This window comes from Pseudomonas sp. GM25 (genome assembly GCF_000282255.1).
Lineage (GTDB): Bacteria > Pseudomonadota > Gammaproteobacteria > Pseudomonadales > Pseudomonadaceae > Aquipseudomonas > Aquipseudomonas aphyarum.
Map to the genome: position 1 here is coordinate 1 of NZ_AKJQ01000031.1, position 20,409 is coordinate 20,409.

The window sequence follows — 20,409 nt, forward strand, 5'->3', positions numbered from 1 at the left end:
GGCGCCAGCCACTGGCTGCCAGTCGTCGATCGGCTTGACGCCGACGATGGTCGCGTGAGGCACCATGCCGAGGATGCGCGAGCTCATTTCGCGCTGGAAGCCGTTCATCACCGACAGCACCACGATCATCGCCAGCACGCCGAGGGCGAGGCCGATCATCGAGGTCATCGAAATGAACGAAACAAAGCGATTGCGGCGCTTGGCGCGGGTATAGCGCGTGCCGATAAAGATCGATAACGGTCTGAACATTCGCTGGGGCACCGTATAAAAATAAAAGACCCGATGCCTTTTCAGGCACCGGGTTTCAAGCCGTCAGATGGGGGTCAGGCAACCTTCCTGCAATTGCAGGACGCGGTCCATCTGGCGAGCCAGGTTCATGTCGTGAGTCACCACCAGAAACGCCGTGCGCATCGAAGTGCTGAGTTCCAGCATCAGATCCTGAATGCCTTCGGCGGTGTGGGAGTCGAGGTTGCCGGTCGGCTCGTCGAGCATCACCAGCCCTGGATTGTTCACCAGCGCACGGGCGATGGCCACACGCTGGCGTTCGCCACCGGACAGTTCCGCCGGTTTGTGCTCCAGGCGATGGCCCAGACCGACCCGCTCCAGCAACGCCGTGGCACGCTGACGCGCTTCCGGGATCGCGGTCTTGCCGATCAGCAACGGCATGCAGACGTTTTCCAGCGCGGTGAATTCCGGCAGCAAGTGGTGGAACTGGTACACGAACCCGAGGGCGCGGTTACGCAGCAGGCCACGCTTCTTCTCGCTCAGCGCCGACAGTTCTTCACCGTCGAGCCAGACACCGCCCTTGGTCGGCGTGTCGAGACCGCCCAGCAGGTTGAGCAAAGTACTTTTGCCCGAACCGGACTTGCCGACGATCGCCACCCGCTCACCCGGATGCAGTTCCAGTTGGAGGTTGGCCAGCACTTCCACCGACTCCGGGCCTTCCTCGTAGGATTTGCCCAGGTTGCGGCAGCTCAAGATTGCTTTTTCACTCATGCCCGACTCACTCATAACGTAGCGCCTCCGCCGGCTGGGTGCGCGCGGCACGCCAGGCTGGATACAGGGTGGCGAGGAAACTCAGGACCAACGCAGCGGCGCAGACCATGACCACGTCCTGGCTCTGCACCTGCGACGGCAGGTAATCGATGAAATACACGTCGGCGTTGAGGAATTTGTGTCCGATCACGCCTTCGAGGGCCGAAATCGCGGCGCTGACGTTGAGCGCGGCGAAGATCCCGACCACGGCGCCGATGGCCGTGCCGACCACGCCGATCACCGTGCCCTGCACCATGAACGTGCGCATGATCGTGCCCGGTGTGGCGCCCAGTGTGCGCAGAATGGCGATGTCGCCCTTCTTGTCGTTCACCACCATCACCAGCGTGGAAATGATGTTGAACGCCGCCACCGCGACGATCAGCAGCAACAGCAGGCCGATCATGGCTTTTTCCATGCGGATGGCCTGATACAGATTGCCGTGGGTACGGGTCCAGTCGCGGGCGTAGTAACGGTCTTCGCCGAGACGCTGGGCGATGTTCCACGCCTCACGCGGCGCCTGGAACAGATCGTCGAACTTCAGGCGCAGGCCCTGTACCTGATCAGGCTTCCAGCGGTGCATCTTCGCCAGATCCTGCAGGTTGGTGACGCCCAGGTAACCGTCGAGTTCACCGGCGCCGACATGGAAGATGCCGACCACGGTGAAGCGTTTCATGCGCGGGAACATCCCGGCCGGGGTCACGCTGACCTCCGGCGCGACGAAGGTGACCTTGTCACCGAGGCCCACACCGAGTTTGGTCGCGGCCTTGTCGCCGATCACGATGCCGAAGCTGCCCGGCGTCAGATCGTCGAGTTTGCCCTGCTTCATGAAGTTGTCGATGATCGAGACGTTGCGTTCCAGCGCCGGATCGATGGCATTGAGCAACACCTTGGACACCTGGCCGTTGTTGGTCAGCAACCCCTGCATCTGGGTAAACGGCGCAACGGCCGCCACCTGCGGGTTCTGCTTGACCTTGGCGGCCAGGCTCGGCCAGTCGTTGATGGCTTCACCGGACTCGATGGTCGCGTGGGGCACCATGCCCAGCACGCGGGTGCGCATCTCATGATCGAAGCCGTTCATCACCGACAACACCACGATCATCACGACCACGCCAAGGGCGAGCCCGATCATCGAAGTCAGGGAAATGAATGACACAAAATGATTGCGACGCTTTGCACGGGTATAACGCGTGCCGATAAATACGAAGAGAGGTCTGAACATGTCGGGGCTTGTTCGGAGGGAAAAGGAACGTCCTTGTGGCGGGGGTCGATAACCAGCTTTACACTCAGACCACCGCCGCTACCATGGGTTCGCCATGTCGACATTAGATGAAGAAGATCGCCGCGAATACTACCGTATCGAGGACACGATCGCACTGGAAATTCGGCCCCTGTCCGCTCCCGAAGCCGCAGGCCAGGAAGTGTTGCAGGATGCTTCTCCACTGTTCAACCTGCTCAGCGAATTGCACTTGAGCGAATTCGAGTCGCAGCACCTGCTGCGCCAGATCAGTGAACGCGACCGCGCCATCTCGGCGTTCCTGAAATCCCAGAACAAACGCATCGACCTGCTCAGCCAGGTGGTCGCCCTGACCGTGCTCGGCCATATCGGCGAGCCGCAGCCAGTGATCATCTCCGAGGGCGGCATCGACTTTCAGCACCCGACGCCGATCGCCACCGGCGCCCACCTGTCGGTGAAACTGGTGCTGATGCCCCAGGCGCTTGGCCTGTTGCTGCGCGCCCGCGTCACCCATTGCGACCGCAAGGGCGACGGCTACGACGTCGGCACCGAGTTCGAACACCTGACCGATGCCCAGCGCCAGTTGCTCGCCCGCTATATCTTGCAGAAGCAGGCCCAGGAACGACGTCTGGCCCGCGAACAGAACGAATCAGGCATCTAAATTAAGGAAGAACCGTGACCCTTATCTACGGCCACCGCGGCGCCAAGGGCGAAGCACCGGAAAACACCCTGAGCAGTTTTCAGGAATGTCTCAAGCACGGCGTGCGCCGTTGCGAGCTGGACCTGCACCTGTCCAAGGACGGCGAGCTGATGGTCATCCACGATCCGACCCTCAAGCGCACCACCGACCGGCGCGGCAAAGTGGTCGAGCACACCGCCGCCGATCTGGTGACCTACGACGCGCGCAAGGGCGGCCCGGGCTGGATCAAGCCGTGCCCGATTCCGACGCTGGAAGAACTGTTCGAGAAATGCGATTTCGAGCACTGGCAGCTGGAAGTCAAAAGCGCTTCGCGCACCCGCGCCGCGACCACCGTGCTGGCAATCCGTGAAATGGCAGTCAGGCACGGGCTGCTCGACAAGGTGACGATCACCTCGAGCTCGCGGGAAGTATTGAAGGCTGCACTGGATCTGGTGCCCGACGTGTCACGCGGCCTGGTGGCCGAATACGCCTGGCTCGACCCGTTGAAGGTCGCGCAAAGTTACGGTTGCGAGATTCTGGCGTTGAACTGGACGCTGTGTACGCCGGAACGCCTGCAAAAGGCGCAGCGTCAGGGGCTGCATGTGTCGGTGTGGACCGTCAACGAGCCTGCGCTGATGCGCAGACTCGCCGACTTCGGCGTTGACAGCCTGATTACAGACTTTCCCGGTTTGGCCACTGCCACCCTCGGGAATTGCTGAAATCGGTCTCCCCGGCCGGCTCAGGCCACCGGCCGGAGCCCGTCAAAAAAGCCGGTTGAGGCCGTCGTACGCCGCTACCCGATAGGCTTCGGCCATGGTCGGGTAGTTGAACGTCGTGTTGACGAAGTACTTCAGAGTGTTCAGTTCGCCCGGCTGGTTCATGATCGCCTGACCGATGTGCACGATCTCCGACGCCTGATAACCGAAGCAGTGAACCCCCAGCACTTCCAGGGTTTCACGGTGGAACAGGATCTTCAGCATGCCTTGCGGCTCGCCGGCGATCTGTGCACGCGCCATGCTCTTGAAGAACGCCTTGCCCACTTCGTACGGCACCTTGGCCTGGGTCAGTTCCTGCTCGTTCTTGCCGATCGAGCTGATCTCCGGAATGGTGTAGATGCCGGTCGGCACGTCATTCACGAAACGCCAGCTGCCATTGTCGACGATGCTGCCAGCGGCCGAACGGCCCTGGTCGTGGGCGGCACTGGCCAGGCTCGGCCAGCCGATCACGTCACCGGCGCCATAGATGTTCTGCACACAGGTGCGGTAGTTCTCGTCGACTTCGATCTGGCCGCGGCTGTTGACCTTGACCCCGATGTTTTCCAGACCCAACTGGTCGGTGTTACCGGTACGGCCGTTGCACCAGAGCAAGGCGTCGGCCTTGATCTTCTTGCCGGACTTCAGGTGCAGGATCACGCCGTTGTCCACGCCTTCGACGCGGTCATACTCTTCGTTGTGACGCACGGTGATGTTGTTGTTGCTGAAGTGGTAGCTCAACGCCTGGGAGATTTCCGAGTCGAGGAAGCTCAGCAGCTGACCGCGGTTGTCCACCAGCTCGACCAGCACGCCCAGACCGCTGAAGATCGAAGCGTACTCACAGCCGATCACGCCGGCGCCGTAAACGATGAGTTTGCGCGGGGTGTGGCCGAGGCTGAGGATGGTGTCGCTATCGTAGATACGCGGGTGGTGGAAATCGATGTCCGCCGGGCGATAAGGACGCGAACCGGTGGCGATGATGATGTGCTTGGCCACCAGTTTCTCGACCACGCCGTTGGCGCAGACCACTTCGATGGTTTGCTCGTCGGCGAAGCTGCCGGTACCGAAGAACACGTCGACGCGGTTACGGGCGTAGTAGCCGGTACGCGAAGCGACTTGCTTGGAGATGACTTTCTCGGCGCTTTTCAACACGTCCGGGAAGGAGAACCAGCGCGGCTCGCCGATCGCACGGAACATCGGGTTGGTGTTGAACTGCATGATCTGCCGCACCGAGTGACGCAGGGCCTTGGACGGGATGGTGCCCAGGTGGGTGCAGTTGCCGCCGACCTGGCGACGGCTGTCGACCATCGCCACCTTGCGCCCTGCTTTGGCGGCGTTCATTGCCGCGCCTTCTCCCGCCGGGCCGGAACCCAGCACCACCACGTCGTAGTTGTAGACAGCCATGCGTACTCCTCAGAACAGGCCGCGGTGCCAGCAGCACCGGCGGCTAAATCACGCCGAACGACGGCGCGAAGGAACAATTGGGGGCCAGTAGAAAACCCGGACACAGTCTATAGAAGCGTCAACGCCGCGCACATTAACCCTTGGTCGCGTCGTAGGCTACTTTTGCCTGCACTACAACGCCAGCTTTCGTACTGTTCTCAGTCAACTTTTGCGCCACTGAGCCGTTCGAAAGCGTGACTGGTGCGTGTGACAAAACCTGTATCGGCACGAATCACAAAGAATGCACCAATGTCGTGTTTTTCGGCATAGTCCCAGGCCCTTTCAGGCCCGAGAATCAGCAACAGCGTCGATAGTCCATCGGCCATCAACGCTGAAGGATGAATTACCGTGACCGACGCCAGATCGTGTAGGACCGGCGCACCGGTCCGAGCATCCAAGGTGTGGGAATAGCGCCGGCCATCCTGCTGAAAATAGTTGCGGTAGTCGCCGGACGTGGACAGACCATAGCCATCGACATTAATGATGCGCTCTGCCACCTGCTGATCGTCACGCGGTTCTTCCAGAGCGATACGCCATGGCGAACCGTCGAGCTTCTTGCCGGAAGCCTTGAGCTCGCCGGTGGCTTCCGCGAGATAGTCATGGATGCCAAGAGCCTCGAGCCGCGCGGCAATGGTGTCAACGGCGTATCCGGCGGCGATGCTGTTGAAATCCACCTCGACCGCCGCATCCTTGCACAACCGGTCGCCGTCGATGCGCAGGTGTTGATGACCGACTCTCTGCCGCACTTCGGCCAGCGCCGCCGCATCCGGGACCTTTTCTTCACGCCCCTGCGGGCCGAAACCCCATAGATTCATCAGCGGTTCTACGGTGAGGTCGTAGGAGCCTTCGCTTTGTTGCGACAGTTGCTCGCCCACCCGAATCAATTCAAGGACCGGCACAGGCATGATCTGACAGCGATCAGCCGGCAATGCATTGAAGCGCGAGATGTCGGAGTCTGCGCGGTAAGTCGACATCTGTCGGTCGACGTCCGCGAGGATTTTTTCCACTTCGACACGCACCTCCTGCGGGGCAGGCAGATTGGCGTGGCGCACGTATTTGATCGAATAAGTGCTGCCCATCGTCGGCCCACCGAAAGTCTCCAGGGAATCGCCGTTGCCGCAGCCGGACAAAACCCCGCCCAGCAGCACGAGAATCCACCACCGTCCAGTTAACAATTCTTCATCTCCCCGCAAAACCGCGCCGGCCATTATGGGCTACGAGCGCAACGCTTTCTTACAAGATTTAGAGTGAGTACCTACCCATGTCCTCCACGACCGGCAAAGGCAAGGCGATTTTTCGCGTTGTCAGCGGCAACTTTCTCGAGATGTTCGACTTCATGGTCTACGGCTTCTACGCCACGGCCATTGCCAAGACCTTCTTTCCCACCGACAGCGCCTTCGCTTCCCTGATGCTCGCCCTGGCCACGTTCGGCGCCGGTTTCCTGATGCGTCCGCTGGGGGCGATTTTTCTCGGCGCTTACATCGACCGTCACGGCCGGCGCCAGGGCCTGATCATCACGCTGGCCCTGATGGCGGCCGGCACCGTGCTGATTGCCTGCGTGCCGGGCTACGCCACCCTTGGGGTTGCCGCGCCGCTGATCGTACTGTTCGGCCGATTGCTGCAAGGCTTCTCGGCCGGCGTGGAATTGGGCGGTGTGTCGGTGTATCTGGCGGAAATCGCCACGCCGGGCCGCAAGGGCTTTTTCGTCAGCTGGCAGTCCGCCAGCCAGCAGGCGGCGGTGGTATTCGCCGGGCTGCTCGGTGTCGGCCTCAACCACTGGCTGAGCCCGGAACAGATGGGCGAATGGGGCTGGCGCGTGCCGTTCCTGATCGGCTGCATGATCGTGCCGGTGATTTTCGTCATCCGCCGCTCGCTGGAGGAAACCCCGGAGTTCCAGGCGCGCAAACATCGCCCTACCCTGCAGGAAATCGTCCGTTCGATCGGTCAGAACTTTGGCATCGTCATCGCCGGCATGGCGCTGGTGGTCATGACGACGGTGTCGTTCTACCTGATCACCGCTTACACCCCGACGTTCGGCAAGGCGGAATTGCACCTGTCAGACTTCGATGCGTTGCTGGTGACCGTGTGCATTGGCCTGTCGAACTTCTTCTGGCTGCCGGTGATGGGCGCGGTATCTGACAAGGTCGGGCGTAAACCCCTACTGCTGGCGGCGACGATTCTAGCGATCCTGACCGCTTACCCGGCGTTGTCCTGGCTGGTGGCGAACCCGAGCTTCAGCCATTTGCTGATCGTCGAGTTGTGGCTGTCGTTCCTGTACGGCTCGTACAACGGGGCGATGGTGGTGGCGCTTACCGAGATCATGCCGGTGGAAGTTCGTACGACCGGTTTCTCGTTGGCCTACAGCCTGGCGACTGCGACCTTCGGTGGATTCACACCAGCCGCCTGCACTTACCTGATTCACGTACTGGACAACAAAGCAGCGCCGGGGATCTGGCTCAGCGGCGCAGCCGTGTTGGGTCTGATCGCCACGCTGGTGCTGTTCCGCGGCAACAGGCACGAACTGCGCACGGCACAAGCGGCTATCCCCCGCTAAGGCAAATCGCGCACAAACAAAAACGCCCCGACCTAAGTCGGGGCGTTTTCATTTGCAGCTAAGGCTTAGCGCGGGAACGCTGGCGGGTTTACACCGGCCATGTCTTCCATCACGCGGATCACCTGGCAGCTGTAACCGAACTCGTTGTCGTACCAGACGTACAGAACAACGCGATTGTCCTGAACGATGGTCGCTTCAGCGTCGACCACACCGGCGTGGCGCGAGCCCACGAAGTCGGTCGAAACCACTTCCTGCGAATTGACGAAGTCGATTTGCTTGTGCAGATCGGAGTGCAGCGCCATGTAGCGCAGGTACTCGTTCATCTCTTCACGGGAGGCGGCTTTCTCAAGGTTCAGGTTGAGAATGGCCATCGACACGTTCGGCGTCGGAACACGGATCGCGTTACCGGTCAGCTTGCCGGCCAGCTCAGGCAGGGCCTTGGCAGCAGCGGTGGCAGCACCGGTCTCGGTGATCACCATGTTCAGCGCGGCGCTACGGCCACGGCGATCGCCCTTGTGGAAGTTGTCGATCAGGTTCTGGTCGTTGGTGTACGAGTGAACGGTTTCGACGTGACCGTTGATGATGCCGAACTTGTCATTCACGGCTTTCAGCACCGGCACGATGGCGTTGGTGGTGCAGGAAGCGGCGGACACGATCTTGTCGTCAGCAGTGATTTCGTTGTGGTTGATACCGTGAACGATGTTCTTCAGCTTGCCCTTGCCAGGCGCGGTCAGAACAACGCGGTCGATACCCGGGCACTGCAAGTGCTGACCCAGGCCATCGGCATCACGCCATACACCGGTGTTGTCCACCAGCAGCGCATCTTTGATGCCGTACTGGGTGTAATCCACTTCGGTAGGGTTCTTCGCGTAGATAACCTGGATCAGGTTGCCGTTGGCGGTGATGGTGTTGTTTTCTTCGTCGATGGTGATGGTGCCGTTGAACGAACCGTGTACCGAATCGCGACGCAGCAGGCTGGCGCGTTTGGTCAGGTCGTTTTCGGCGCCCTTGCGCACCACGATGGCACGCAGACGCAGGCCGTCGCCGCCACCGGTTTTCTCGATCAGGATGCGCGCCAGCAGACGGCCGATACGACCGAAGCCGTACAGCACAACGTCGGTGCCTTTGCGTGCCGAAGCGTTTTGCTGGCCAACCACGTCAGCCATTTCTTCGCGAACGAACTGCTCGGCGGTGCGGCCGTTGCCTTCGTTGCGGAATTTGTACGCCAGCTTGCCCAGATCTACCGAGGCCGCGCCGAGCTTGAGCTCGCTCATGGCCTTGAGCAGTGGGAATGTTTCGTGGACGGAGAGTTCGCTGTCGTCGGCAGAACGGTGGCGAGCAAAGCGGTGAGCTTTGAGAATCGCGATGACAGACTGGTTGATCAGGCTGCGGCCATAGATCGAGCTCACCACGTTGTTGTTGCGGTAGAGCTGACCGATAAGCGGAATCATCGCTTCTGCGAGTGCTTCACGGTCGATCCATTCACCAAGACACTGGTCGGGCTTCTGAGTCACGGTAACCTTCCACATGTAGGGGCAGAAAAAAGGGGCTACATTATGCCGCCGAGAACCTCTTGTAGCAATGCGCGCTTGTCGCGCAATCGGTAACAAAAATCCGTCCAAAAAAATAACGCTCCCCGCCAGCCCAGTAAAACCGGGGCTTCCAGCGCAGCCATTTTTTCGACGACTGTTAGACGATGTCTGTAACCCTCCGTAACACCACCAACATTTGGCACTACATAACCGTAAAAAAAGCGCTGCTTTTTATGGTTACCACTACATTTTTCCCAAACAGCGCAGATAGACGCATCCTGCAACTGACAGGCGGCACCGGACGCCGCTACAATTACCGACTTTGTCGCAACGCCTGGAGCTCAACCTTCCGTGCCTGTTCTGCGTCTACCGCTTCTCCCTGCCGCGGCAGGTAAACAGCACTGGGGCAACCTCCCCGGTGCCGCCCTGAGCCTGGCGATTGCCGAGGCTGCCAGCGCTGCCAAGCGCTTCACGCTGCTTTTGACCGCCGACAGCCAGAGTGCCGAACGGCTGGAGCAGGAGCTGAGTTTCTTCGCCCCGGATTTGCCGGTGCTGCATTTCCCGGACTGGGAAACCCTGCCCTACGACCTGTTTTCGCCGCACCAGGACATCATCTCCCAGCGCATCGCCAGCCTTTATAGACTGCCGGAGCTGGAACATGGCGTGCTGGTGGTGCCGATCACCACCGCCCTGCATCGTCTGGCGCCCACCAAATTCCTGCTCGGCAGCAGCCTGGTGCTGGATGTCGGGCAGAAACTCGATGTCGAGCAAATGCGCTCGCGGCTCGAAGCCAGTGGCTATCGCTACGTCGACACGGTCTACGAGCACGGCGAGTTCACGGTACGTGGCGCGCTGATCGACCTGTTCCCGATGGGCAGCAAACTGCCGTATCGCATCGACCTGTTCGACGACGAAATCGAAACCCTGCGCACCTTCGATCCGGAAAACCAGCGTTCCATCGACAAGGTCGATTCGGTCAAGCTGCTGCCGGCCAAGGAATTCCCGCTGCAGAAAGAAGCGGTCACCCGCTTCAAGGCGCGTTTCCGCGAGCGTTTCGACGTCGACTTCCGTCGATGCCCGATCTTTCAGGACCTGAGCAGCGGCATCACGCCGGCCGGTATCGAGTACTACCTGCCGCTGTTCTTCGAGGAAACCTCGACCCTGTTCGATTACCTGCCGCAGGACACTCAAGTGTTTTCGCTGCCGGGCATCGAGCAGGCGGCGGAAAACTTCTGGAACGATGTGCGCAATCGTTATGAAGAGCGTCGCGTCGATCCATCGCGTCCTTTATTGCCGCCGGCCGAATTGTTCCTGCCGGTGGAAGACTGCTTTGCCCGCCTGAAGAACTGGCCGCGCGTGGTCGCCAGTCAGCAGGACGTGGAAACCGGTGCCGGCCGCGAACGCTTCCCGGCGCAGGCGCTGCCGAATCTGGCGATCGAAGCCAAGGCTACCCAGCCGCTGGCCGCGCTTTCCGCCTTCCTGGACGAGTTCCCAGGTCGAGTGCTGTTTACCGCCGAATCTGCCGGTCGTCGCGAAGTGCTGCTGGAGTTGCTGGATCGCCTGAAGCTGCGCCCGAAAACCGTCGACAGCTGGCCGGACTTCGTCGCGAGCAAGGATCGCCTGGCGATCACCATCGCCCCGCTCGACGAAGGCCTGATGCTGGACGACCCGGCGCTGGCACTGGTTGCGGAAAGTCCGCTGTTCGGCCAGCGCGTGATGCAGCGTCGCCGCCGCGAAAAACGCGCCGACGCTAACAACGATGCGGTGATCAAGAACCTCACCGAGCTGCGCGAAGGTGCGCCGGTGGTGCACATCGACCACGGCGTCGGTCGCTATCTCGGCCTGACGATTCTGGAAATCGATAATCAGGCCGCTGAGTTCCTGACCCTCGAATACGCCGAGAACGCCAAGCTCTACGTGCCGGTGGCCAACCTGCATTTGATCGCTCGCTACACCGGCAGCGACGATGCGTTGGCTCCTTTGCACCGCCTCGGCTCCGAGACCTGGCAGAAAGCCAAGCGCAAGGCCGCAGAACAGGTCCGCGACGTGGCTGCCGAACTGCTCGACATCTACGCCCGTCGCGCCGCCCGCGAAGGTTATGCGTTTGCCGATCCGAAGGCCGATTATGCGACCTTCAGCGCCGGTTTCCCGTTCGAAGAAACCCCGGACCAGCAATCCACCATCGAAGCCGTGCGCGAAGACATGCTCGCGCCGAAACCGATGGATCGACTGGTCTGCGGCGACGTCGGTTTCGGCAAGACCGAAGTGGCCATGCGCGCCGCGTTCATCGCCGTGCACGGTGGTAAGCAAGTGGCGATTCTGGTGCCGACCACCTTGCTCGCCCAGCAGCATTACAACAGCTTCCGCGACCGCTTCGCCGACTGGCCGGTGACCGTGGAAGTGATGAGCCGCTTCAAGTCGGCCAAAGAAGTGAACGCTGCGGTGGCCCAACTGGCCGAAGGCAATATCGACATCGTCATCGGCACGCACAAGCTGCTGCAGGACGACGTCAAAATCAAAAACCTCGGGCTGGTAATCATCGACGAAGAGCACCGTTTCGGTGTCCGTCAGAAGGAACAGCTCAAGGCCCTGCGCAGCGAAGTCGACATTCTTACGCTGACCGCCACGCCAATTCCGCGCACGCTGAACATGGCGGTGTCGGGCATGCGCGACCTGTCGATCATCGCCACACCGCCGGCGCGACGCCTGTCGGTGCGCACCTTCGTGATGGAGCAGAACAAGAGCACGGTCAAAGAAGCCCTGCTGCGTGAGCTGCTGCGCGGCGGTCAGGTCTATTACCTGCACAACGACGTGAAAACCATCGAGAAATGCGCCGCCGAACTGGCCGAACTGGTGCCGGAAGCGCGGATCGGCATCGGCCACGGGCAGATGCGCGAACGCGAACTCGAACAGGTGATGAGCGACTTCTACCATAAGCGCTTCAACGTGCTGATCGCCTCGACCATCATCGAGACCGGCATCGACGTGCCGAGCGCCAACACCATCATCATCGAGCGCGCCGACAAGTTCGGCCTTGCGCAGTTGCACCAGTTGCGCGGTCGCGTTGGCCGTAGCCACCACCAGGCTTACGCCTACCTGCTGACCCCACCGCGCCAGCAAATCACTGGCGATGCGGAAAAACGCCTGGAGGCGATTGCCAATACTCAGGATCTGGGTGCGGGCTTCGTGCTGGCCACCAACGACCTGGAAATCCGTGGCGCCGGCGAACTGCTGGGCGACGGTCAGAGCGGGCAGATTCAGGCGGTCGGCTTCACGCTGTACATGGAGATGCTCGAGCGCGCGGTGAAGTCGATCCGCAAGGGCGAACAGCCGAACCTCGACCAACCGCTCGGCGGCGGCCCGGAAGTCAATCTGCGGGTGCCGGCGCTGATTCCGGAAGATTATCTGCCGGACGTGCATGCACGCCTGATCCTTTACAAGCGCATCGCTTCGGCCACCGACGAGGAAGGCCTGAAGGATCTGCAAGTGGAGATGATCGACCGCTTCGGCCTGCTGCCGGAGCCGACCAAAAATCTGGTGCGCATCACGGCGCTGAAATTGCAGGCCGAGCAACTGGGCATCAAGAAAGTCGATGGCGGCCCGCAAGGCGGACGCATAGAGTTCGCGGCGCAGACGCCGGTCGACCCGATGACCCTGATCAAACTGATCCAGAGCCAGCCAAAACGCTACAAATTCGAAGGCGCCACGATGTTCAAGTTCCAGGTGCCGATGGAGCGCCCGGAAGAGCGCTTTAATACTGTGGAGGCGCTGTTCGAGCGCCTCATCCCGAAAACTGCTTGAAGGACGCCGCATGCGCCTGTTTCGCTCTCTGACTTTGCTACTGACTCTGGTGGCACCTACGGCGTTTGCCGATGACCTGTATCAGGTCGAAATGATTCTGGTGCGCCAGAACGCCGTGCCGGCGATTGTCAGCCGCGCTGCACCGGAAGACTGGGCGGCCGGCGCTCAGCGTTTGGGCGATGACAGCAAACGCACCCCGGCGCTGAACGATGTTGTGACCAAACTCACCGCCAGCGGCGAGTACAGCGTGCTGATGCATAAAGCCTGGCAGCAGACCCTTGGCGAGACGCCAGCCAAGGTCGCAGTCAGCGAAGGTCAGGAGCAGTTCGGCCAGTTCCCGATCGAAGGCACGATTGAAATGAAGCTCGGGCGCTTCACCGATGTGAACGCCGACTTCTGGGTCAATCAGATCGACGCCAACGGCATGGTCACCGCCAGCGAGCGCCTGAAACAGGACAGCCACACCAAGAACGGCCAACTCAACTACCTCGATAACGGCCACCTGGCCCTGCTGATCAAGATCACTTCACTGACGGCGCCCGCGCCTCGGGAAGCGCCTGAAGTCGTTCCGGACTGATCGAAGTCCTTATGCCCCCGCCACTGAGTAAACCGCTGGCCTCCTCCTGGGTCAGCCGATTCAAGGAACAAAGCCTGGAGCGCGGCCGCCGCTACGCGCTGGAAAACCGGGTGCGATTCGTGCAGGTCGGCGACGCGACCATCACCGCCAGTTGCGAAGGCTCTGGCGGCAACGTCTACCGTCAGACGATTCACTTGCGCGAGTCAGCCAAAGGCACGCTGCTGATGGTCGACGCCACCTGCACCTGCCCGGTACACAGCAACTGCAAACATTGCGCGGCGGTATTGCTGCAAGTGCAGGAAACCCTCGAATACCCCGCCGCTGCCAAAGACGCCGAACTGCTGGAAAAACTCCAGGCCGTGCTGGAAAACCGTAGCCCGAAGGCGCCGCCACAAGTATTGGTGGACAACGTGCAGCCGGTACCGCGCCTGTGGCTGGCGAGCGTCGAATTCAGCGCGTTCGAACCGCGCAACGGCAAGATGCAGCGTTACATCCAGCACCGTGCGGCGCTGTCCTTCAGCTACCTCGACGAATACGTCAGCGGCCAGAAGAACAGTGACATTCTGATTCGTCAGGAAGCGCAGACCCTGCGGGTCAAACGCCACCCGGACGTCGAACAAAGCTACCGCGAGCAGCTGCGAATCCTCGGTTTTCGCATCGCCACCCGGCAGAGCAAGGCTCTGCCGGAAAGCGCCGGCGAACTCTACGAGATGGTCAACGACAGCGCCTGGCTGACGTTCACCCTCAACGATCTGCCGAAGCTCCGCACTCAAGGCTGGGAGCTGTTGGTCGACGATGAGTTCGGTTTCGACCTGACCGCCGTCGATGACTGGTACGCCACTGTCGAGCAGACGCCGGAACGCGACTGGTTCGATCTGGAGCTGGGGATCATCGTCAACGGTGAGCGTCTGAGCCTGCTGCCGATCCTGCTCAACCTGATGCGTTCGCACACGGAAATCCTCAACCCGGAACGTCTCGCCCGACGTCGCGATGATGAGCTGATTCTGGTGAACATTCCGCAACGCAACAGCGAGCACGGACCGTTACAAGTCGCCCTGCCCCTCGGCCGGCTGAAACCGGTGTTGGCGACCCTTGGCGAGTTCTATCTACAAGAGCCGGGCGAAACCACCCTGCGCCTGAGCAAGGCCGACGCCACGCGCCTGAATTCGCTGGAAGGCATTCCCCTGCTCTGGGAAGGTGGCGAGCAGATTCGCAGCTTCGCCCAGCGCTTGCGCGATATCCGCGATTACAGCGCCAAAGCACCGAAGGGACTGAATGCAACGCTGCGCCCTTATCAGCTCGAAGGCTTGAGCTGGATGCAGTCGCTGCGGCAACTTGAGGTCGGCGGGATTCTCGCGGACGACATGGGCCTGGGCAAAACCCTACAGACACTGGCGCATATTCTCAGCGAGAAGAACGCCGGGCGTCTGGATCGGCCGTGCATGGTGGTGATGCCTACCAGCCTGATTCCCAACTGGCTGGACGAAGCAGCGCACTTCACGCCACAGCTCAAGGTTGTCGCGCTGTACGGCGCCAGCCGTAAAAAGCATTTCGAGCATCTGGCCGATTACGACCTGATCCTCACCACCTATGCGCTACTGCCCAAGGATGTCGAACGTCTGGCCCAGCAGCCGCTGCACGTACTGGTGCTGGACGAAGCGCAGTACATCAAGAACCCGAACAGCAAAGCCGCCCAGGCAGCCCGTGAACTCAATGCGCGTCAGCGCCTGTGCCTGAGCGGGACGCCGCTGGAAAATCACCTGGGCGAACTGTGGTCGCTGTTTCACTTCCTGCTGCCCGGCTGGCTCGGCGACGTCAAAAGCTTCAACGCCGATTACCGCGTGCCGATTGAAAAGCGCGCGAGCGAAGTCAGACTTCAGCACCTCAACGGTCGGATCAAACCGTTCCTGCTGCGCCGCACCAAGGAACAGGTCGCGACCGAGCTGCCACCGAAAACCGAGATCATCCACTGGGTCGAGCTCAACGAAGCGCAGCGCGACGTGTACGAAACCATGCGTCTGGCCATGGACAAGAAGGTTCGCGACGAGATCACCCGCAAAGGCGTGGCGCGCAGTCAGATCATCATTCTCGAGGCGTTGCTCAAGCTGCGTCAGGTCTGCTGCGATTTGCGCCTGGTCAACGACGCTACCCTGCCCGCTCGCGGCAGCACCTCAGGCAAGCTCGACAGCCTGATGGAAATGCTCGAGGAGTTGTTTGAGGAAGGCCGGCGGATTCTGCTGTTTTCTCAGTTCACTTCGATGCTGTCACTGATCGAGGACGAGCTGAAAAAACGCAATGTCGCGTATGCGCTGCTGACGGGACAGACCCGTGATCGGCGAACGCCTGTGAAGGAATTCCAGAGCGGCAAGCGTCAGATCTTTCTCATCAGCCTGAAGGCTGGCGGTGTGGGCTTGAACCTGACGGAAGCGGACACGGTGATTCACTACGATCCGTGGTGGAATCCGGCGACCGAAAATCAGGCAACCGACCGCGCGTATCGCATTGGTCAGGAAAAGCCGGTGTTCGTCTACAAGATGATTGCCCGGGGCACGGTCGAAGAGAAGATTCAGCACTTGCAGAAGGAAAAGTCCGACCTGGCGGCCGGTGTGCTGGATGGGCGCAAGGCCGGGGACTGGAAGCTGCAGAGTGATGATATCGAGGCGCTGTTTGCGCCGTTGCCGGACAAGTTTGAAAAGCGCTGAGATCTTTGTCGGCTATCAGATCGATTCGCGGGCAAGCCCGCTCCCACAGGTTTAGCGTGACCTCTGTGGGAGCGGGCTTGCCCGCGAAAGGCTCGACTCGGTTTCGAGCCAGACTCAGCCCTTGAGTACGCGCGCCAGCGTCGACTTCACCTTGCCCATGCCATCGTGCAACGCCTGCTCGATCTCGGCCATGGTGATCACTTCAGTGGTCTTGCCCGCGGCCGGGTTCACCACCAGCGACAGGCAGGCGTAATCCAGATCCAGCTCACGAGCCAGCGCCGCTTCCGGCATACCGGTCATGCCGACGATGTCGCAACCGTCACGCTCCAGTCGTACGATCTCGGCCACGGTTTCCAGACGCGGGCCCTGGGTGCAGGCGTAAACGCCCTGATCGCTGTACTCGCAACCTTCGGCGGCCAACGCGGCAATCAATTGCTGACGCAGCGGTTCGCTGTAGGGAAAGCTGAAGTCGATGTGTGTGACATGTTCCAGATCATCGGCGAAATAGGTGTGCTCGCGACCGCTGGTGTAGTCCACGATCTGATGCGGCACGCAGAAATGTCCGGTGCCCATTGCAGGATGAATCCCACCCACGGCGTTGACCGCGATGATCGCTTCGGCCCCGGCCTGCTTCAACGCCCACAGGTTGGCGCGGTAGTTGACCTTGTGCGGCGGGAAGCGATGCGGGTGACCGTGACGAGCGAGGAACAGCACTTCCTTGCCGGCGTACTCACCAATCTGAACCTCGGCCGATGGCGCGCCATAAGGCGTATCCACCGCCAGCGACTGACGAATGCTCAGGCCTTCCAGCTGGGTCAGGCCAGTGCCGCCGATGATTGCGTAAACCGTCATAGCGAAAAATCCTTAATCGATCAGTTGAGCGTCTTTGAGCGCGCCGACAGCGGTCAGCCAGCGCGGATCCTGACGGTATTCGGTGTTGGCGGATGCCTGACCGCGCATGCGTGCGATACGCGGCGACGGCTTGACCTTCATGCGCTGCGCGGCGCTCAGGGCCAGCTCGGCGGCTGCACGATCGTTGCACACCAGGCCCATGTCGCAACCCGCACTGAGCGCGGCTTCGATACGGCTGGCGGCGTCGCCCACTACATGCGCGCCGGCCATCGACAGGTCATCGCTGAAGATAACGCCGTCGAACTGCAGCTCACCGCGCAGGATGTCCTGCAACCAGCGCCGTGAGAATCCGGCAGGCTGCGCATCAACTTGCGGGTAAATGACGTGGGCCGGCATGACGGCGGCCAGTTGCTTGCTGAGTCTGGCGAACGGCACGAGGTCGTTGGCGCGAATCTCTTCTAGGCTGCGCTCGTCGTTGGGGATTGCGACGTGGGAGTCGGCTTCCGCCCAGCCGTGGCCGGGGAAATGCTTGCCGGTGGCAGCCATGCCGGCGCTGTTCATGCCTTTGATGAATGCGCCGGCGAGTAGCGCGGCGCGCTCCGGGTCGCCTTCGAACGAACGGGTGCCGACGACGGCGCTACGCTGGTAATCCAGATCCAGCACCGGCGCGAAGCTCAGGTCGAGGCCGACCGCCAGCACTTCGGTGGCCATGATCCAGCCGCACTGCTCGGCCAGATACTCGGCGTTCGGGTTGTCAGCGATGGCGCGCATGGCTGGCAGACGCACGAAACCCTGACGCAGACGCTGGACGCGACCGCCTTCCTGATCGACAGCCAACAGCAAGTCCGGACGAATGGCACGGATCGCCGCGCTCAACTCGCGCACCTGGCGCGGATGCTCGATGTTGCGGGCAAAGATGATCAGGCCGCCCACTTCGGGCTGGCGCAATAATTGGCGATCTTCGGCCGTCAGCCAGGTACCGGCGACGTCCACCATCAACGAGCCTTGCAGGCCAGCAGTCATAGAGATTCCTTGAAAACGAAAAACCCGTCACCCACAAAATCACCACCTGGGGCATTGCCCGGCGGGTCGGTGATTTCAATGAGAAACGGGTTCAGAACGAGAGTCGACATGGGCGGCTAGCTTAGCGGATGTCAGCTGCCGCGCCCACCCATGGACGGTTAAACCTTGGCAGGTGCCGGTGCGGACTTGCTGCGTGGTCGCAACTGCGCAGTGGCCATGGCTGTGTCGGTGACGCCGGTTTCAGCACGCATGCCGGCTGCCAGGAACGGCACCATCAGACGCATCACCTGCTCAATGGAGGTGTTAACGCCGAAGTCGGTCTCGGCAATCGCGCGCAGGGCTTTGATACCCGACATGCTGAATGCTGCGGCACCGAGCATGAAGTGCACGCGCCAGAACAGTTCGATCGGAGGAATGCGCGGGGCGGCTTCGTTCACCAAGAGCATGTAGCGACGGAAAACCTTGCCGTACATGTCTTCCAGATAACGGCGCAGGTGGCCCTGGCTCTGACTGAATGCCAGACCGAGCAAGCGCATGAAAATCGATAGATCGTTGCCGCTACGTGGCTGCACCACCAGCGCTTGCTCGACGAGAATTTCCAGCAGTTCTTCGAGCGAAGGCTTGTTCTCTGGCTTGGCCTGGCGGCGCTCCAGCTCTTTGTCGAGGCTGATGCAGAACGGACCGAGGAAGCGTGAGAAAACCGCCTGGATCAGCGCCTTCTTCGAGCCGAAGTGATAGTTCACCGCAGCGAGGTTGACCCCTGCCTTGCTGGTGATCAGACGCAATGAGGTTTCAGCGAAACCTTTTTCCGCGAACAGCTGTTCTGCAGCATCAAGAATGCGTTCAACGGTTTCCGACTGGGCCATGGCTACTCCGCCTGACAAACACTTGTTTGAAACATACGTTTCAGCCTATGCCTTGTCAAGCCTGCCAGTTCGTTTTGGGAATGGTCGGTCAGTTATTTAACCACAACAAGGACGCCACATTAATCGACGTCGTCACTGACCGTCCGGCGGCATGGCAAAAAACGATCATTGCCAAGACTGCTTCACTGTATATAATCCCAGTCACTGTATAAAAAGACAGAGCGATCAATATGCTTAAGCTGACGCCACGCCAAGCCGAGATTCTGGCCTTTATCAAACGCTGCCTCGAAGACAACGGCTACCCGCCGACCCGTGCGGAAATCGCTCAGGAACTGGGTTTCAAATCGCCCAACGCGGCCGAAGAGCACCTCAAGGCACTCGCCCGTAAAGGCGCGATCGAGATGACTCCGGGTGCCTCTCGCGGCATTCGCATCCCCGGCTTCGAAGCCAAGGTCGACGAATCCACGCTGCCGATCATCGGTCGAGTGGCTGCCGGCGCGCCGATTCTCGCCCAGCAGCACATCGAAGAGTCCTGCAACATCAACCCGGCCTTCTTTCATCCGCGCGCCGACTACCTGTTGCGCGTACACGGCATGAGCATGAAGGACATCGGTATTTTCGACGGCGACTTGCTGGCGGTTCACACCACCCGCGAGGCACGCAACGGTCAGATCGTGGTTGCCCGGATCGGCGACGAAGTCACCGTCAAACGCTTCAAGCGTGACGGCAGCAAAGTCTGGCTGATTGCCGAAAACCCCGAGTTCGCCCCTATCGAAGTCAACCTGAAAGACCAGGAACTGGTCATCGAAGGCTTGAGTGTCGGCGTCATCCGCCGCTAAAGGAGGCTTTATGCAGTTCCCACACGCACCTCAGCAAACACAACTGCCGTTGTTCGAAGCGTTTCTGGCGCAGCCCATCGCCCCCATCCTCAAGGATGTCGTCGAGCGTCCGTGGAATACCGAACCTGAAGCGTTCAGCGAGCTGTCACTGCGCGGTGCGGCCGGGAACTGCCTGAACCTGCTGGCACCGATTCTTCGCGAACTGAGCGAGGATCAGGACGCACGCTGGCTGACCCTGATTGCACCGCCTGCCAGCCTGACCCAGACCTGGCTGCGGGACGCTGGATTGAATCGCGAACGCATCCTGCTGTTGCAACCACGCGGCGCCCAAAGCGCTCAGCAATTGGCCTGCGAAGCATTACGCCTGGGCCGCAGCCATACAGTCGTCACGTGGCTGAATCCACTGAGCGCAGGATCACGGCAACAGCTGATCAGCGCCGCCCGTACCGGGGACGCTCAAAGCCTGAACATTCGTTTGGGGTGATTCAGCAACAATGCGCGCCATGTAAAGCGCAGGGCT

At 60.9% G+C, this 20,409-nt stretch carries 16 protein-coding genes and 1 pseudogene; 8 read left to right on the plus strand and 9 right to left on the minus strand.

Translation table 11 applies throughout. From position 1 onward, the window contains the following. From PMI24_RS08940 to PMI24_RS08950, 3 genes and pseudogenes are all read right to left on the minus strand, one after another. Positions 1-249, minus strand: a pseudogene (locus tag PMI24_RS08940) (ABC transporter permease); the annotation flags it as partial. Positions 250-312: 63 nt separating this feature from the next. After that, complete coding sequence (gene lolD / locus PMI24_RS08945) at positions 313-996, minus strand: lipoprotein-releasing ABC transporter ATP-binding protein LolD (RefSeq protein ID WP_162831788.1); 684 nt, start codon at positions 994-996, stop codon at positions 313-315. 7 nt (positions 997-1,003) lie between these two features. Beyond that, on the minus strand, positions 1,004-2,254 hold the full coding sequence (locus PMI24_RS08950) for a lipoprotein-releasing ABC transporter permease subunit (protein WP_007953013.1): 1,251 nt from the start codon (positions 2,252-2,254) through the stop codon (positions 1,004-1,006). A 94-nt stretch (positions 2,255-2,348) separates the two neighbouring features. Here PMI24_RS08950 and PMI24_RS08955 point away from each other — a divergent pair, with 94 nt between their 5' ends. Together PMI24_RS08955 and PMI24_RS08960 are read left to right on the plus strand one after the other, a co-directional pair. Beyond that, entirely contained in the window at positions 2,349-2,930 is a 582-nt protein-coding gene (locus tag PMI24_RS08955) for a PilZ domain-containing protein (protein ID WP_007953015.1), read from the plus strand. Positions 2,931-2,944: 14 nt separating this feature from the next. Next, positions 2,945-3,667 (plus strand): glycerophosphodiester phosphodiesterase, encoded by a 723-nt coding sequence (locus PMI24_RS08960; RefSeq protein WP_007953017.1) that lies wholly within the window; start codon positions 2,945-2,947, stop codon positions 3,665-3,667. A gap of 42 nt (positions 3,668-3,709) precedes the next feature. On the opposite strand, the gene sthA is transcribed toward PMI24_RS08960, so the two are convergent. Together sthA and PMI24_RS08970 are read right to left on the minus strand one after the other, a co-directional pair. Next, positions 3,710-5,104, minus strand: a complete 1,395-nt coding sequence (gene sthA / locus PMI24_RS08965; protein ID WP_007953019.1) for a Si-specific NAD(P)(+) transhydrogenase — start codon at positions 5,102-5,104, stop codon at positions 3,710-3,712. Positions 5,105-5,301: 197 nt separating this feature from the next. Beyond that, on the minus strand, positions 5,302-6,351 hold the full coding sequence (locus tag PMI24_RS08970; protein WP_238553814.1) for an FAD:protein FMN transferase: 1,050 nt from the start codon (positions 6,349-6,351) through the stop codon (positions 5,302-5,304). 53 nt (positions 6,352-6,404) lie between these two features. Here PMI24_RS08970 and PMI24_RS08975 point away from each other — a divergent pair, with 53 nt between their 5' ends. Continuing rightward, on the plus strand, positions 6,405-7,697 hold the full coding sequence (locus tag PMI24_RS08975) for an MFS transporter (RefSeq protein WP_007953024.1): 1,293 nt from the start codon (positions 6,405-6,407) through the stop codon (positions 7,695-7,697). 65 nt (positions 7,698-7,762) lie between these two features. On the opposite strand, the gene PMI24_RS08980 is transcribed toward PMI24_RS08975, so the two are convergent. Then, positions 7,763-9,226: a glyceraldehyde-3-phosphate dehydrogenase gene (locus PMI24_RS08980; RefSeq protein WP_007953026.1), complete on the minus strand. Its 1,464-nt coding sequence runs from the start codon at positions 9,224-9,226 to the stop codon at positions 7,763-7,765. A 354-nt stretch (positions 9,227-9,580) separates the two neighbouring features. On the opposite strand from PMI24_RS08980, the gene mfd reads away from it, so the two are divergent. From mfd to PMI24_RS08995, 3 genes are read left to right on the plus strand one after another with little or no spacing between them, the layout of a single operon-like run. After that, entirely contained in the window at positions 9,581-13,030 is a 3,450-nt protein-coding gene (gene mfd, locus PMI24_RS08985; RefSeq protein ID WP_007953027.1) for a transcription-repair coupling factor, read from the plus strand. 10 nt (positions 13,031-13,040) lie between these two features. Continuing rightward, complete coding sequence (locus PMI24_RS08990; RefSeq protein WP_007953029.1) at positions 13,041-13,607, plus strand: CsiV family protein; 567 nt, start codon at positions 13,041-13,043, stop codon at positions 13,605-13,607. 11 nt (positions 13,608-13,618) lie between these two features. Beyond that, positions 13,619-16,309: a DEAD/DEAH box helicase gene (locus tag PMI24_RS08995; protein WP_007953031.1), complete on the plus strand. Its 2,691-nt coding sequence runs from the start codon at positions 13,619-13,621 to the stop codon at positions 16,307-16,309. Between the two features lie 114 nt (positions 16,310-16,423). Here PMI24_RS08995 and PMI24_RS09000 read toward each other — a convergent pair whose 3' ends face one another. The 3 genes from PMI24_RS09000 to PMI24_RS09010 all read right to left on the minus strand — a co-directional run bounded on the left by PMI24_RS09000 (position 16,424) and on the right by PMI24_RS09010 (position 19,050). After that, on the minus strand, positions 16,424-17,161 hold the full coding sequence (locus tag PMI24_RS09000; RefSeq protein WP_007953033.1) for an S-methyl-5'-thioinosine phosphorylase: 738 nt from the start codon (positions 17,159-17,161) through the stop codon (positions 16,424-16,426). Between the two features lie 12 nt (positions 17,162-17,173). Continuing rightward, positions 17,174-18,172 carry a beta-N-acetylhexosaminidase gene (gene nagZ / locus PMI24_RS09005; RefSeq protein WP_177323241.1) on the minus strand — a complete coding sequence of 333 codons (999 nt, stop codon included), beginning with the start codon at positions 18,170-18,172 and terminating at the stop codon, positions 17,174-17,176. A 170-nt stretch (positions 18,173-18,342) separates the two neighbouring features. Further along, positions 18,343-19,050, minus strand: coding sequence for a TetR/AcrR family transcriptional regulator (locus PMI24_RS09010; protein ID WP_007953037.1), 708 nt, complete (start codon positions 19,048-19,050; stop codon positions 18,343-18,345). Positions 19,051-19,280: 230 nt separating this feature from the next. Here PMI24_RS09010 and lexA point away from each other — a divergent pair, with 230 nt between their 5' ends. Together lexA and sulA are read left to right on the plus strand one after the other, a co-directional pair. Continuing rightward, positions 19,281-19,889 (plus strand): transcriptional repressor LexA, encoded by a 609-nt coding sequence (gene lexA / locus PMI24_RS09015; RefSeq protein ID WP_007953044.1) that lies wholly within the window; start codon positions 19,281-19,283, stop codon positions 19,887-19,889. A 10-nt stretch (positions 19,890-19,899) separates the two neighbouring features. Further along, on the plus strand, positions 19,900-20,373 hold the full coding sequence (gene sulA / locus PMI24_RS09020; RefSeq protein ID WP_007953046.1) for an SOS-induced cell division inhibitor SulA: 474 nt from the start codon (positions 19,900-19,902) through the stop codon (positions 20,371-20,373). The last annotated feature ends 36 nt before the right edge of the window (positions 20,374-20,409 follow it).

Bases quoted from the DNA above. Each gene is read 5' to 3' on its own strand.
- lolD (WP_162831788.1), bottom strand. From the start codon at position 996: ATGAGTGAAAAAGCAATCTTGAGCTGCCGCAACCTGGGCAAATCCTAC.
- PMI24_RS08950 (WP_007953013.1), bottom strand. From the start codon at position 2,254: ATGTTCAGACCTCTCTTCGTATTTATCGGCACGCGTTATACCCGTGCA.
- PMI24_RS08955 (WP_007953015.1), top strand. From the start codon at position 2,349: ATGTCGACATTAGATGAAGAAGATCGCCGCGAATACTACCGTATCGAG.
- sthA (WP_007953019.1), bottom strand. From the start codon at position 5,104: ATGGCTGTCTACAACTACGACGTGGTGGTGCTGGGTTCCGGCCCGGCG.
- PMI24_RS08970 (WP_238553814.1), bottom strand. From the start codon at position 6,351: ATGGCCGGCGCGGTTTTGCGGGGAGATGAAGAATTGTTAACTGGACGG.
- PMI24_RS08975 (WP_007953024.1), top strand. From the start codon at position 6,405: ATGTCCTCCACGACCGGCAAAGGCAAGGCGATTTTTCGCGTTGTCAGC.
- PMI24_RS08980 (WP_007953026.1), bottom strand. From the start codon at position 9,226: ATGTGGAAGGTTACCGTGACTCAGAAGCCCGACCAGTGTCTTGGTGAA.
- PMI24_RS08990 (WP_007953029.1), top strand. From the start codon at position 13,041: ATGCGCCTGTTTCGCTCTCTGACTTTGCTACTGACTCTGGTGGCACCT.
- PMI24_RS08995 (WP_007953031.1), top strand. From the start codon at position 13,619: ATGCCCCCGCCACTGAGTAAACCGCTGGCCTCCTCCTGGGTCAGCCGA.
- PMI24_RS09000 (WP_007953033.1), bottom strand. From the start codon at position 17,161: ATGACGGTTTACGCAATCATCGGCGGCACTGGCCTGACCCAGCTGGAA.
- PMI24_RS09010 (WP_007953037.1), bottom strand. From the start codon at position 19,050: ATGGCCCAGTCGGAAACCGTTGAACGCATTCTTGATGCTGCAGAACAG.
- lexA (WP_007953044.1), top strand. From the start codon at position 19,281: ATGCTTAAGCTGACGCCACGCCAAGCCGAGATTCTGGCCTTTATCAAA.
- sulA (WP_007953046.1), top strand. From the start codon at position 19,900: ATGCAGTTCCCACACGCACCTCAGCAAACACAACTGCCGTTGTTCGAA.